Source organism: Phenylobacterium sp., from assembly GCF_036821595.1.
Taxonomy (GTDB): domain Bacteria; phylum Pseudomonadota; class Alphaproteobacteria; order Caulobacterales; family Caulobacteraceae; genus Phenylobacterium.
The window spans coordinates 42613-55336 of record NZ_DAISJG010000019.1 but is presented as its reverse complement, the minus strand read 5'-3'; the positions used below and the strand labels follow the sequence as shown (position 1 = coordinate 55336).

Sequence of the window (12724 nt, the reverse complement as noted above, 5' to 3'; positions counted from 1 at the left end):
TGTTCTCGATCCCGTCGAGGCCGGCCATCAGCAGGGCCACGAAGGTCAGGTAGGGATTGCCCATCGGGTCGGGGAAGCGGGCTTCGATCCGCTTCGCCTTCGGGCTGTCAACGTGCGGGATGCGGATCGAGGCCGAACGGTTGCGGGCCGAGTAGGCCAGCTTCACCGGGGCTTCGTAGCCGGGCACCAAGCGCTTGTATGAGTTGGTGGTCGAGTTCGAGAAGGCGTTGATCGCCTTGGCGTGCTTGATGATCCCGCCGATGTACCAGAGGCACAGGTCGGAGAGGCCGGCGTACTTGTCGCCCGCGAACATCGGCTTGCCGTCCTTCCAGATCGACTGGTGGACGTGCATGCCCGAGCCGTTGTCGGCGAACATCGGCTTGGCCATGAAGGTCGCGGTCTTGCCGTAGGCGTGGGCCACGTTGTGGATCACGTACTTATAGAGCTGCATCCGGTCGGCCATGGTGATCAGGTCCGAGAACTTCAGCCCCAGCTCGTGCTGCGCCGGCGCCACCTCGTGGTGGTGCTTCTCGGGCTGCATGCCCAGCTCGCCCATGACCGCCAGCATCTCGCCGCGCAGGTCCTGGCCGGAGTCCACCGGGTTCACCGGGAAGTAGCCGCCCTTCGGACCGGGCCGGTGGCCCATGTTGCCTTCCGGATAGGCCTTGCCGGACGACACCGGCAGTTCGGTCGACTCGTAGGAGTAGAAGGTGTTGTGCGGGGCGGTGTCCCAGCGCACGTCGTCGAACACGAAGAACTCGGCCTCGGGGCCGAAGAACACCGTGTCGCCGATGCCGGCCGACTTCACGTAGTTCAGCGCCTGCTTGGCGATCGACCGCGGGTCGCGGTTGTACGGCGTGTTCGTATCCGGGTTCACCACGTCGCAGAACAGCACCAGGGTGGTCTGCTGGTAGAACGGATCGATGTGGGCCGAGGCGAGGTCGGGCCGCAGCTTCATGTCGGACTCGTTGATCGCCTTCCAGCCGGCGATCGAGGAGCCGTCGAACATGGTCCCGTCGGTGAGGAAGTCCTCGTCGACGAGGTCGATGTCGAACGTCACGTGCTGCATCTTCCCGCGCACGTCGGTGAAGCGCACGTCGACGTATTTGACGTCCTTTTCCTTGATCTGGTTCAGGATGTCCTTGGCTGAAGCCATGTTCGTGATCCCCTTTTTGGTCCGGTCTCGATGGTTCTGGGTTAGACGGCCGCGGGCCCGGTCTCGCCGGTGCGGATGCGCATGACGTCGACGACGTCGCTGACGAAGATCTTGCCGTCGCCGATGCGGCCGGTGCGGGCGGCCGTGGAGATGGCCTCCATGGCGCGGTCCAGCTGGTCGTCGGCGATGACCACCTCGATCTTGATCTTGGGCAGGAAGTCCACGACGTACTCGGCGCCGCGGTAGAGCTCGGTCTGGCCCTTCTGGCGGCCGTAGCCCTTGGCCTCGATCACCGTCATGCCCTGGACGCCCAGCTCCTGCAGGGCCTCCTTCACTTCGTCGAGCTTGAACGGCTTGATGATGGCTTCGATCTTTTTCATGGGCCCCGGCGTCAGACTGGGATGCGCCGCCCCGGCGCTCGCCGCGGACGGAGCACGGCGCGGGTCCGCGCCACAAGCCGATCCGGTTGCTTGCCGTCGCGGCCACCTGTGAAAATGAGCAGGCGCCTAAGAAACAGGCGCCATCGGATCAAAAATCGATCACGCCGGAAATCGCCTTGTGAGGCGGGTTTCGGCCCCTAGGATCGCGGACCAAGTGTGTCGGGAGGCGGGTTGAGATGGGTGAAAACACCCCAGTTCTGATCGGGGCGGGCCAATTCACGTATCGGGGCGATCCGGCAGCCTCGCCGTCGCCGACCGCCCTGCTGAAGATTGCGGCGGAACGGGCCGCCCTGGACGCCGGCATCGGGCCGGCGGGCCTGGCCGGCGTCGATGCGCTGGCGGTGGTGGGCTACACGATCGACAGCCCCGGCTCGAAGCGCGGGATGATCCCGCACTCGGTCAACCCGCCCGCCAGCCTCGCCCGCCAGATCGGCGCGGACCCCCGCTGGAGCGTCTATTCCGAGATGGGCGGCAACACGCCCCAGTACCTCATCAACACCCTTTGCGAGCGCATCGCGCGGGGCGAGGCGGACCTGGCGCTCACCGTCGGCTGCGAGTTCCTGGGCTCGGCCATGAAGCGGCTGGGAAAGGGGCTCTCGTTCGACGACTGGATCGCCGACGAGCCGGAGGACCTGCCGGCGCCGCAGCGGATCGGCGACCCCCGCGCCGGCTCCACGGCCTACGAGATCCGCCACGGGCTCTCGCGGCCGATCAACATCTATCCGATCTTCGAGAATGCGCTCCGCGCCCGCGACGGCCGCTCCATCCCGGAGCACCAGCGCCGGATGGGCGAGCTGTTCGCCCGCTTCTCGGAAGTGGCCGTCGACAATCCCGAGGCCTGGTTCCCCACCAGGCGGACCGCCGAAGAGCTGGTGACGGTCTCCGAGAAGAACCGGATGATCGGCTTCCCCTATCCGAAGCTGCTCAACGCCATCATGGAGGTGGACCAGTCGGCTGGGGTGATCATCGCCAGCGAGCGCAAGGCCCGCGAGCTGGGCGTGCCGGAGGACCGCTGGGTCTATCTGCACGGCTGCGCCGACGCCGCCGACCTCTGGCACCCGCTGGACCGGCAGGACTTCCACTCCAGCCCGGCCATGCGCCGCACCGGCCAGAAGGCCTTTGCCATGGCCGGGATCGGCCTAGAGCAGGTGGACCTGATCGACCTCTACTCCTGCTTCCCGGTGGCGGTGGAGATCGGCGCCGAGGAACTCGGCCTGTCGCTCGACGACCCGCGGGGGCTGACGGTCACCGGCGGGCTGCCGTACGCCGGCGGGCCGGGCAACAACTACGTCATGCACTCGGTGGCGGTGATGCTGCAGAAGCTGCGGGCCCGGCCCGGAGCCTACGGCCTGATCACCGGCAACGGCTGGTACCTGACCAAGCAGTCGACCGGCATCTATTCCACGAAGCGGCCGGACAAGCCCTTCGAGCGCGAGGACCCGGCGGTCCTGCAGCGGGAGATCGACGCCCTGCCGCATCCGGAGATCGTCGAGCGGCCGAGCGGGCGGGGGACGATCGAGACCTACACCGTCGTCCACAAGCGGGAGGGACCGTTCCTGGGCATCGTGGTGGGCCGTGACGAGGCGGGCCGCCGCTTCGCCGCCAACACCCCCGACGACCCCGGCTTCCTGGCCGCCTTCGAGGCCCAGGAGCAGGTCGGCCGCACCGGGACCGTCCGTCAGGCCGACGACGGCCAGACCAACCTCTTCGTCCCGGACTGAGCCCATGCCGCGCCTCTACCTGATCCGCCACGGCAAGCCGGCCTCCACCTGGGGCGGGGCCGACGACGATCCGGGACTCGACGACGCCGGCCGGGCCCAGGCCGAGGCGGCCCGCGACTGGCTGCTGGCCCTGCCGCCGGGCGAGCGGCCGGAGCGGGTGGTGAGTTCGCCCCTGCGCCGCTGCCAGGAGACCGCGGCGCCCACCGCGCGGGCGCTCGGGGTGACGGTGGAGGTCGATCCCATGGTGGGCGAGATCCCGACGCCGCAGGCGCTCGCCGCCCGCGAGCGGCCGGACTGGCTGCGCCAGGCCTTCCAGGGGACCTGGGGCGAGATCCAGGGCGACCTCGACTACGACGCCTGGCGCCGGGAGATCGTGGCGTCCCTGCACCGCCGGGGCGACACGGCGGTCTTCTCCCACTTCGTGGCGATCAATGCGGTGGTCTCGCACCTCACCGAGGACCCCCGCGTGGTCACCTTCCGGCCGGACCACGCCTCGGTCACCGTGCTGGAAACCGACGGCGAACGCTTGACGCTGGTGGCCAAGGGGCGCGAAGCCACGACCGGGGTCCTCTAGACACGGAGTCGGGCTTGCCGGCGCGCCAGATTCTCACGACCGCCGAGACCGCCCAGGCGGACCGGGCGGCGATCGCCGCCGGCACGCCGGGCGCGGTGCTGATGGAGCGGGCCGGCACGGCCGTGGCCGACGCCATCTGCGCGCGTTTCCGGCCCAAGCCGACGGCGGTGCTGGCCGGGCCCGGCAACAACGGCGGGGACGGCTATGTCGTGGCCCGGGTGCTGAAGTCCCGGGGCTGGGACGTCTGGGTCGAGCGACTCGCCGCGCCGGCGACCGACGACGCCCGCGCCGCGGCGGCGGCCTGGACCGGTGAGACCCTGCCGCTCGGGCAGTCCGGCCGCGCCGCCGAGCTCTTCGTCGACGGCCTGTTCGGGGCCGGCCTGGCCCGGCCGCTGGAGGGCGAGGCGGCGCGCCTGGCGCGGGCCAGCCAGCGCCTGCGCGACCGGGTGGTGGCGATCGACGTGCCCAGCGGGATCTCCGGCGACACCGGCCGGCCGCTCGGCGAGGCGGCGTTCTGCGCGGCGCTGACCGTCACCTTCCACGGGCGCAAGCCCGCCCACGTCCTGGAGCCGGGCCGGGGCGCCTGCGGCGAGGTGGTGGTGGCGGACATCGGGCTCGGCGAGACCCACGCCCAGCTGTTCGAGAATGGCCCCGAGCTATGGCTGGAGCGCTTTCCCTGGCCCGACGCCTTGTCGCACAAGCACGCCCGGGGTCGGCTGATCGTGGTCAGCGGGGAGGCGTGGAGCACCGGGGCTGCCCGGCTGGCGGCGCGCGGCGGGCTGCGGATCGGCGCCGGCCTCGTCACCATCCATGCCCCGCCGGAGTCGCTGGCCCCCAACGCCGCCCATCTCGAGGCGGTCATGCTGCGGCCGTTCGAGACCGACCTGGAGCTGGAGCAGGCCGCCGCCGAGGTGGACGCCGCGGTGATCGGGCCCGCGGCCGGGGTGGGCGAGACGACCCTGCTGAACGTGCTGGCCCTGGCGCGCACCGGCGCGGCCCTGGTCTTGGACGCCGACGCCATCACCGTCTTCCGCGACGATCCGGAGGAGCTGTTCTCGGTGCTGGACCGGGACGACGTGCTGACGCCCCATCCGGGGGAGTTCGAGCGGCTGTTCCCCGGCCTGCTGGCGGCCGGGCCCGAGCGGATCACCGCCGCCCGCCGCGCCGCCGAGCGGGCAGGGGCCGTCGTCCTGCTGAAGGGCGCCGACACCGTCGTGGCCGCTCCGGACGGCCGGGCGGCCGTGAACCTCAACGGCTCCCCCTGGCTGGCGACAGCCGGCTCCGGCGACGTGCTGGCCGGCTTCATCGGCGGGCTCATCGCCCAGGGCATGGAGAGCTTCGAGGCCGCCTGCGCGGCCGCCTGGATCCATTCCGAGGCCGCCGAACTGCACGGCCCGGGCCTGATCTCGGAAGACCTGCCCGGCCTCGCCCCCGCCGTCCTGCGCCGGCTCCACGACGAGCGGTAGACCCACAAAGAAAGACGGCGCGGAGATCGCTCTCCGCGCCGTCGTTTCCTTGCCTCGAGGGCCGTCGGGGATCAGGCCTCGACGTAGTTGCCTTCGATCGAGCCGGCGCCGCCTTCGAGGAGGTCGGCCGCGGCTTCTTCGGCCGCCATGCGCTCTTCTTCGAACTGCGAGCTGATGACGTTCTCGCCGCGCGCCTGGCGCTCGGCTTCGTCCTGGCTGCGGGCGATGTTGAGCGTGACGGTCACGGTGACTTCCGCGTGGAGGCGGACCTTCACCTCGTGGACGCCCAGCGTCTTGATCGGCTTGTCGAGCACGACCATCGCGCGTTCGACCTTCGTGCCGCCTTCGGCGTTGATCGCGTCGGCCACGTCGCGGCCGGCGACCGAACCGTAGAGCTGGCCGGACTCGCCCGCCTGACGGATCAGGATGTAGGACGTGCCGTCCAGGTTCTCGCCGGACTTCTCGGCCGCGGCCTTGGCCTTGGCGTTGCGGGCCTCGATGTCGGCGCGCTGGCCTTCGAAGACCTTCAGGTTCGCGGAAGTGGCGCGCAGCGCCTTGGAGCGCGGCAGGAGGTAGTTGCGGGCGTAGCCGTCCTTGACGTTGACGACGTCGCCGAGGCCGCCCCAGCCTTCCACGCGTTCGAGCAGAATGACTTTCATGTGCCTGTGCTCCTTACTTCACGACGTAGGGGAGCAGGGCCAGGAAGCGGGCGCGCTTGATGGCCTTGGCCAGCTCACGCTGCTTCTTGGCGGACACCGCGGTGATCCGCGACGGCACGATCTTGCCGCGCTCGGAAACGTAGCGCTGCAGGAGCTTGACGTCCTTGTAGTCGATCTTCGGGGCGTTGGCGCCGGAGAACGGGCACACCTTGCGGCGGCGGAAGAACGGACGGCGCTGGCCGCCCGCGGAAGCGCCGGCGGCCGGAGCGGCCGGGGCGTCGGTGGTCACGTCGGTCATCAGAAGGCCCCTTCGCGAGCGGGCGTGTCATCGCGGCGTTCGCGGTCGCGATCGCGGCGGGCGAGGATCGGGGACAGCTCGAGGTCCAGCTCCTCCACGCGGACGGTCATGTAGCGCAGCACGTCTTCGTTGATCGACAGCTGGCGCTCCATCTCCTTCACGGCGTCGGCCGGGGCGTCGATGGCGAGCAGGGAGTAGTGACCCTTGCGGTTCTTCTTGATCCGGTAGGTCAGGTTGCGCAGACCCCAGTACTCGATCTTGGCGACGTTGCCGCCGCCTTGTTCGATGAGGGCCTTGAGCGTGTCGTTGAGGGCTTCGGCCTGTTGCGGCGAGATATCCTGCCGCGAAATGACCACGTGTTCGTAGAGGGCCATAGGTTCCTTCTTCCGTTGGTGGAGGGCGGCGCGTCCGGCGGCGGAAGTCCGCCGGAAACGATGGCTCTCTGCGCGGCGGCCGGGAGTTTCCCGACCCATTCGCGTTCCGCGTGAGACCGCCTTCCGTGAAGAGGCGGGCAAATAGGCGAAAAACGCTGTGCGAGCAAGGGTCTTCGCCCTTGCGGCGCCGCACGGCATGGCCGAGGCTCGCCGCAAGGAGGCTCCCCATGCGCCGCAACCGGATTCTCGCCGCCGTCCTCTCGGTCGCCCTGGGGGCGGGCCTCTACCTCGTGGTGAAGGCGCTCGTGACCTGAGGGGCTACTTCTTCCTGATGGACTTCACCGCCCCGAGCGTCTGGGCGACGTGCTCGCTGGGGTCCAGCTTCGAATAGGCGTGCACGATCTCGCCGGCCGGCGAGATCACGTAGGAGGTGCGGTCCGACCAGTCGGGCTTGGCCGCCAGGACCGCGTCGTAGGTCTTGGCGATCTTCGCGCCGGGGTCGGCGGCCACGGGGAACTTGCCCGAGCACTTGTCGCTGTCGGCCGAGATCTGCTGCAGCTTGTCCAGGTTGCCGGCGGTGACGCCGATCACGGTCGCGCCCGCCGCCGCGAACTGCGGCATGGCGTCGGCGAACATCTTGGCTTCCAGGTTGCAGCCCTTGGTGTCCGCCGCCGGGAAGAAATAGAGCACCACCGGCCCCTTCTTGCGCGCCTGGGCGAGCGAGAAGGTGAGGGGCTTGCCGGCCTGGAAGCCGGGGGCGGTGAAATCGGGCGCCTTGTCGCCCGCCTTAAGGGCCGCGGAGGCCGGCGTGGCGACGAGCGCGGCGAGCGCGAGGGTGGACGCAAGACGCTTCATGACGACGTTCTCCCGGAGGCTTCACCTGCCCTTATACGGCGAGGTTAGCCCGGCGGATGCGGAGAAGCGAGCCTAGGCGAACAGGAAGTCGTCGATCCCGAGCGAGGACAGCTTCACGTTCTGCAGGGTCAGGATGTTGTCGCTGTCATAGGTGATGACCACGTTCTTCCCCACCTGCGCTGCGTTGGCCATCAGGTCGGCGAAGCTCCCGAACATCGCGGGAGACATCTGGATCACCTCATTCTTCGGGTCGAAGTCGGTGATCACGTCGCGGCCGAAGTCCGCGCCGAAGATGAAGCGGTCCGGGCTGTTGCCGCCGGTGATCGTGTCGGCGCCCGCGCCGCCGGCCAGGGTGTCGGGGCTGTTGCCCCCGTCGAGCCGGTCGTCGCCCGCGCCGGCGTCCAGCCAGTCGCTGCCGTTGCCGCCGAGCAGCTTGTCCTTGCCGTCGCCGCCGCACAGGGAATCGGTTCCGTTGCCGCCGTCCAGCGTGTCCGGGCCGCCGAGGCCACAGAGGGTGTCGCCGCTGTTGCCGCCGAACATCCGCTCGCCCTGGGCCGTGCCGGTCAGGTTCTGGGGATGGTTCCCGCCGCGGATGTCCGGGCCGAGGCCCACGGGGTTCAGCGTCACCGTCACCGTCTCGGCCGGCGAGTACTCAGACCCGTCGAACGCGCGGTACTGGAAGCTCACGACCCGCGGGGACGTCAGGTCCTCGTCGCCCGGCTGCGGCTGGACGTAGAAGGTGCCGTCGGCGTCCAGCACGACTCCCGCGGGCAGGGCGCCGAGCGGCAGGAAGGTGAGCGCCTGGCCGTCCGGGTCGGTGGCCACCAGGCTGCCGGTGTAGGTCTGGCCGCCCGTGGTCTGGCCGGTGAAGGGATCGGCGTCCGGCGGATTGTTCAGGTTGAGCGTCAGGTTGTCGAAGGCGCCCCAGCCGGTGCCCAGGTTCGTGAACCAGTTGAGCTCCACCAGGCCCGCGGCGAAGCCGGCCGGCAGAGCCACGGTCTGGAAGCTGTCGATGTCGTCGGTGGTGAACTGGTAGGTGACCAGGGTCCCGTCGGCCTTCACGCCGGTGAAGTAGAACTCGACGATGGACGTCCCCGTCAGAGGCGTGGTGCCGTCCCAGCCCGTGAAGCTGAAGCCGTTCACGGCGATCGACGTCGCGCCGAAGGCCGCGCCGCTGGCGGCCGTCACCATCACGGTGTCGGTGGCGTACTGGTTGATCAGGTAGCCGCCGGTGCCCAGGTCGTTGATCGAAGCCTGGTTCCAGAAGGCGTCGGAGTAGCCGTTGTTCTGGGTGACGGCGGTGGAGAAGGTGAAGCCCTGCTCGGCGTAGGTGGGGAACAGTCCGGCCGGGATGTTTTCGAACTGGATCGTGATCGGCATGGGTCGTCCCCCAGGTGTCTCATTTCATGACAGCCCCAGCCGCATGATGGCGGTAAGGACGGTCTGGTTCGCGGCGGAGCAAGAGATGCGCCGCCAGGCTAGTTGTACGCCACCGTCACGGCGAAGGTCCCTGAATAGACCCCCGACTGCGTGGTCGAGCTGATCGGGAAGGATCCCCCGACGAAGAAGTTGTAGGTCCCCGAATTGCCCAGGATGGAGCTCAGCGTCGGGGTGGCCGTCAGGTTGTTGTTCGTGGTCACGGTGAGCGTCGAGCTGGACGGGCCGGTCATGTTGAACGTCGACGGGATGTTGATCGACAGCGTCTGGCCGCCTTCGCCCGTGACCGTGTACCCCGCGCGGGTCGGCTGCGGCAGGTTCATCCACGCGACGCCGGCGGGGTAGCTCTTGGCGCCGTTGGAGGCGGCCAGGCCCACCGTCGCCGTGCCGCTCAGCGGCCGCACGATCCGGCCGAAGTAGAGATCGGAGGTCTTCGCCAGCGAGATCGAGCGGAAGACGTTGGCCACCGCTGTGCCCGAGCCGGACACCGAGCCGTCGGGCGTGCCCGGCGCCACCGCGACCCACACGTAGAAGGCCGAATAGGCTGAGCCGGTCGTGGAGCCGGAGTTGTCGCCGGCGATCGGGAAGTCGGCCCCCACGTAGAACGTCTTCGAGGAGTTCTTGCCGATCGGCCCGATGCGGAAGTTGATCGGGTCGGTCCCGGTCGGCGCGACGGCCTGGGTGGCCGTGCCCATGGAGACCTTGAAGTTGGAGAGCTGCCGCCCGCGGCCCCCCCAGGTCCCCGAGCCGATGCGGACGTTCACCTGCTTGGTGTTGCAGTTGTTCTGGTTTCCGCAACTTACGGTGACGGTCGCCCGGGAGGTTCCGGTGGTCACGCGCGCGCCGGCGCCGGACTGCTTGGTGATCGCGCCGGTGGAGGGCGTGATGCGGAAGACCGTGTCGCCCGAAGCGGCGGAGGCCACCTTGCCCAGGTTCGGCGTGCTGCCCGACACCCCCACGCCCAGGGTCTGGGCGGCGGCCCCGCCGGCGTTAGCCAGCAGGAATGCTGCAATCGAGAGTTGCGCTATACTCGTCGTCGGACGCATAGGGGGGCTCATAACACCTTCTGTGCAGCAAGTGCACCCAAACAAGTCGCGTCAGATCTATTCGGTTTGCTCGCCGTTCTCTTGCGGGCGCGGCGCGAATTTCACTTCGGCCATGATGTCGGGGGCGAATCCGCCGTCGCCCGTGATCGTCACCGTGGCCGGCGCCGTCAGGCTCATGCGCAGCCGCTGCGCCTGGTCCGGGTCGAGTTCCAGCCGGTAGGTCCCCACCGGAAGGTTCTGGAACGCCGCCGAGCCGTCGAACTCCGTGCTGGCGTCGGCGACGAAGCCGTTGTCGCCCACGAGGCGGATCTGGGCGGCGGACAGGCCGACCATGGCGCCGTCCGGCCGGCGCAGCTGGATGGTGACGATCACCTCGCCGGTGGGCTTCATCGGATAGCGCACGGTGGTGAAGCTGCCGGCCCGGGGGGAGAACTGGATCGTGCTGGGCGGGGTCTGCACCTGGGTGTTCTCCACCTCGTCGAGACCGACCAGCAGGCGGCCCGTGGGCCCGGCGCCCAGGCCGGTGACGAAGGCCCGGCCGTCGGCGCCGGTGCGGACCTTCACCTCCGCCCCTTCGAGGGTCACGTTCGGCACCGGCTGGTCGTCGCCGTCGAACACCCCGTTGCCGTTCCGGTCCAGGAAGGCCTCGAACAGCAGGCTGCCGCCCGAGCCGGGGCCGGGGCGGGTGATCCGGTAGCCGCCGGCGACGGGATTGTAGTTCAGGCCGAAGTTGACCTGGGCGCCGAGCCGCCAGCTCTGGTCGCTGTTGTTGTAGTCGCCGTTCACGGAGAGGTCGGCCATCCGCAGCTTGAAGATGCCGGCCGCCGTGAGGCTGAAGCTGGAGGCGTCGTTCAGGGCCTGGCCGAGACCCAGGCGCAGGGACACGGTCTCGGAGATGTCGCGGTCGGCGGTGACTGCCAGCGAGCGGGCCCTGAGTTCCGGCAGGATCTCGAAGTCCACCGTCGAGCGGAGCTGCCACTTGTAGCCCCGGAAGGTGGAGCCCGCGAAATAGCCGTTCAGGCGCTGCACCGTGTTCCCGAGGCCGGTGGTGCGCTGGTACTCGAGCCCGGTCGAGACCAGGATGCTGGCCGCGGTGGTGGAGGCCCGGGCAGAGGCGGCGAAGTCCACCAGCCCGTCGGCATATTCGTTGCGCAGCCCCCGCACCGAGAGCGGCACCACCCGGCGGGCGATCTCCAGGTTGCCGTCGAAGGTCAGTTCGGTGCGGCGCGCCATCGCCCGCGTCAGATCCGCGCCGGGGCCGTTCTCATCGATGAAGCCGCCCTGGAACTCGGCGTGGCGGAACACGGTGGAGACGCCGAACACCTGGCCCGCGAGGCCCAGGGCCACCGCCGAGCGGTCGTCGTCGTCGTAGGCCAGGTCCACCTGGGTCGCAAAGCCGAAGAGCGAGGTCCGCACGCCGACGTTGTAGAGCTGGCGGTAGCTGTCGGGCGCCCCGGTGGGGATCAGGGCCGCCGCGGCGCTCAGCGTCAGGGTGGAGGTCAGGCCGTAGTTGACCGAGCCCACCGCCCGCCAGCCGCCGCGCGCCGGGCTGATCTGCTCCTCCGGGTTCGGCGGGCGCAGCACGACCAGCGGCTCTTCCTGCTGGACGACGCCCAGCTCGAGGGTGGCCTCGCCGCGGCGGAGCACGCCGCCGCCGACGTTGATGATCCGGGTGTTCTCGCTGCGGTCGCCGCGCGGGCCATAGGTGACCACGCGCACCACGTTGATGCCCTGGGACAGGGGCACGTTGAGGAACTCGTAGCGGCCTTGGGCCGGGGTGTTCTGGCCGCTGCGCAGGATGTCGTTGACGTAGAGTTCGACGTCGTAGCCGAGCGGCAGCTCGCCACGCAGGTCGATGCGGTTGAAGATGTTGGTCTGGTCGAGCGGGATCGTGGAGATGATCGCGCCGCGTCCGCCGATGCTGCGGGGCCCCACCGCCAGGCCCGGCGTGAAGACGTCGCCGACGCTGACGGTGCGCGCCCTGAGGGGGCCGAGCAGGCGTCCCTCCACCGAGCGGCGCTCCAGCACGAAACGGGCGGTGGAGGGCTCCCCCCGCTCGTCGGAGCCGACATAGCCCTGGAAGCCCGTGTAGAGCAGGTCCGCGCCGATGCGGACGTCGTAGCGCACGGGCGTGCGGTTCTCCGAGTTCTCCAGGCCCATTCCGTACGCCACGTCGAAGGCCGGCATGCTGAACAGCCGGTAGGGCGTCTCGACCTTGAAGATCTCGTCCTTCTGCTGGAAGTTCTGGAGGCTGTCGCGCCGCCGCGCCATGCGCTGCATCCGGCCCTGGACCGGCAGCAGCTCCTTGGCCGTGATCTTCATCGCCAGGGACTCGGGGTCGACCTCGAAGGTCATCGGCAGCAGGCGCTGCAGGGCCGAGGCGCGGATGTAGAGTTCGGTGTCGGTGACGGCCACGTCGGCGAGCGACAGCGCGACATTGCGGCCGCCGTCCTTGGCGGTGCCGCTGGCCAGGTCGACCACGAGTGAGCGGCGTTCCTCGCCAAGGCGGCCGATGATCCGGCGCTCGTTGGGCAGGACCTCCACGTCCATTTCCAGCAGCCGGGTGAGCTCACCCACCGGCAGCAATGGGTCGTCCGGCGCGTCGTACGCGGCCAGTCCGTCAGTCAGGGTGAGGTCGTCGAGCTCGACGGAGAACAGCAGCAGGGTGGCCGGATCGATCGCGGCCGGCTGGTCTACG

Annotated in this window: 13 protein-coding genes; 4 read left to right on the top strand and 9 right to left on the bottom strand. The window is 69.6% G+C overall.

The window, feature by feature from the left end:
* Nucleotides 1-1156 (bottom strand): type I glutamate--ammonia ligase (glnA, locus tag V7Z97_RS11185; RefSeq protein ID WP_334163502.1); only part of this gene is annotated, 1156 nt, incomplete at its 3' end.
* A 41-nt stretch (nucleotides 1157-1197) separates the two neighbouring features.
* Nucleotides 1198-1536 (bottom strand): P-II family nitrogen regulator, encoded by a 339-nt coding sequence (locus V7Z97_RS11180; RefSeq protein WP_334163501.1) that lies wholly within the window; start codon nucleotides 1534-1536, stop codon nucleotides 1198-1200.
* A gap of 236 nt (nucleotides 1537-1772) precedes the next feature.
* Between V7Z97_RS11180 and V7Z97_RS11175 the strand changes: the two genes are divergently transcribed.
* From V7Z97_RS11175 to V7Z97_RS11165, 3 genes are read left to right on the top strand one after another with little or no spacing between them, the layout of a single operon-like run.
* The gene (locus V7Z97_RS11175) at nucleotides 1773-3317 is read left to right on the top strand and encodes an acetyl-CoA acetyltransferase (RefSeq protein ID WP_334163500.1); all 1545 of its coding nucleotides are present in this window, start codon (nucleotides 1773-1775) and stop codon (nucleotides 3315-3317) included.
* A gap of 4 nt (nucleotides 3318-3321) precedes the next feature.
* Nucleotides 3322-3891, top strand: coding sequence for a histidine phosphatase family protein (locus V7Z97_RS11170; protein ID WP_334163499.1), 570 nt, complete (start codon nucleotides 3322-3324; stop codon nucleotides 3889-3891).
* Nucleotides 3892-3905: 14 nt separating this feature from the next.
* Nucleotides 3906-5357: an NAD(P)H-hydrate dehydratase gene (locus V7Z97_RS11165; RefSeq protein ID WP_334163498.1), complete on the top strand. Its 1452-nt coding sequence runs from the start codon at nucleotides 3906-3908 to the stop codon at nucleotides 5355-5357.
* Between the two features lie 71 nt (nucleotides 5358-5428).
* Here the strand turns inward: V7Z97_RS11165 and rplI are convergent, their stop codons facing one another.
* From rplI to rpsF, 3 genes are read right to left on the bottom strand one after another with little or no spacing between them, the layout of a single operon-like run.
* Nucleotides 5429-6016, bottom strand: a complete 588-nt coding sequence (gene rplI / locus V7Z97_RS11160) for a 50S ribosomal protein L9 (protein WP_334163497.1) — start codon at nucleotides 6014-6016, stop codon at nucleotides 5429-5431.
* Between the two features lie 13 nt (nucleotides 6017-6029).
* Nucleotides 6030-6314: a 30S ribosomal protein S18 gene (gene rpsR, locus V7Z97_RS11155; protein WP_334163496.1), complete on the bottom strand. Its 285-nt coding sequence runs from the start codon at nucleotides 6312-6314 to the stop codon at nucleotides 6030-6032.
* Nucleotides 6314-6688 carry a 30S ribosomal protein S6 gene (rpsF, locus tag V7Z97_RS11150; protein WP_334163495.1) on the bottom strand — a complete coding sequence of 125 codons (375 nt, stop codon included), beginning with the start codon at nucleotides 6686-6688 and terminating at the stop codon, nucleotides 6314-6316. Before rpsF ends, rpsR begins: the two co-directional genes overlap by 1 nt.
* A gap of 179 nt (nucleotides 6689-6867) precedes the next feature.
* Here rpsF and V7Z97_RS11145 point away from each other — a divergent pair, with 179 nt between their 5' ends.
* Nucleotides 6868-7002, top strand: coding sequence for a hypothetical protein (locus V7Z97_RS11145; protein WP_334163494.1), 135 nt, complete (start codon nucleotides 6868-6870; stop codon nucleotides 7000-7002).
* 4 nt (nucleotides 7003-7006) lie between these two features.
* Here V7Z97_RS11145 and V7Z97_RS11140 read toward each other — a convergent pair whose 3' ends face one another.
* The 4 genes from V7Z97_RS11140 to V7Z97_RS11125 form a co-directional block, all read right to left on the bottom strand.
* The gene (locus V7Z97_RS11140; protein WP_334163493.1) at nucleotides 7007-7543 is read right to left on the bottom strand and encodes a peroxiredoxin; all 537 of its coding nucleotides are present in this window, start codon (nucleotides 7541-7543) and stop codon (nucleotides 7007-7009) included.
* Nucleotides 7544-7615: 72 nt separating this feature from the next.
* Nucleotides 7616-8923 carry a calcium-binding protein gene (locus V7Z97_RS11135; protein WP_334163492.1) on the bottom strand — a complete coding sequence of 436 codons (1308 nt, stop codon included), beginning with the start codon at nucleotides 8921-8923 and terminating at the stop codon, nucleotides 7616-7618.
* Nucleotides 8924-9021: 98 nt separating this feature from the next.
* Entirely contained in the window at nucleotides 9022-10026 is a 1005-nt protein-coding gene (locus V7Z97_RS11130; protein ID WP_334163491.1) for a DUF4402 domain-containing protein, read from the bottom strand.
* 57 nt (nucleotides 10027-10083) lie between these two features.
* Nucleotides 10084-12612, bottom strand: coding sequence for a hypothetical protein (locus tag V7Z97_RS11125; RefSeq protein WP_334163490.1), 2529 nt, complete (start codon nucleotides 12610-12612; stop codon nucleotides 10084-10086).
* Between the last annotated feature and the right edge of the window lie 112 nt (nucleotides 12613-12724).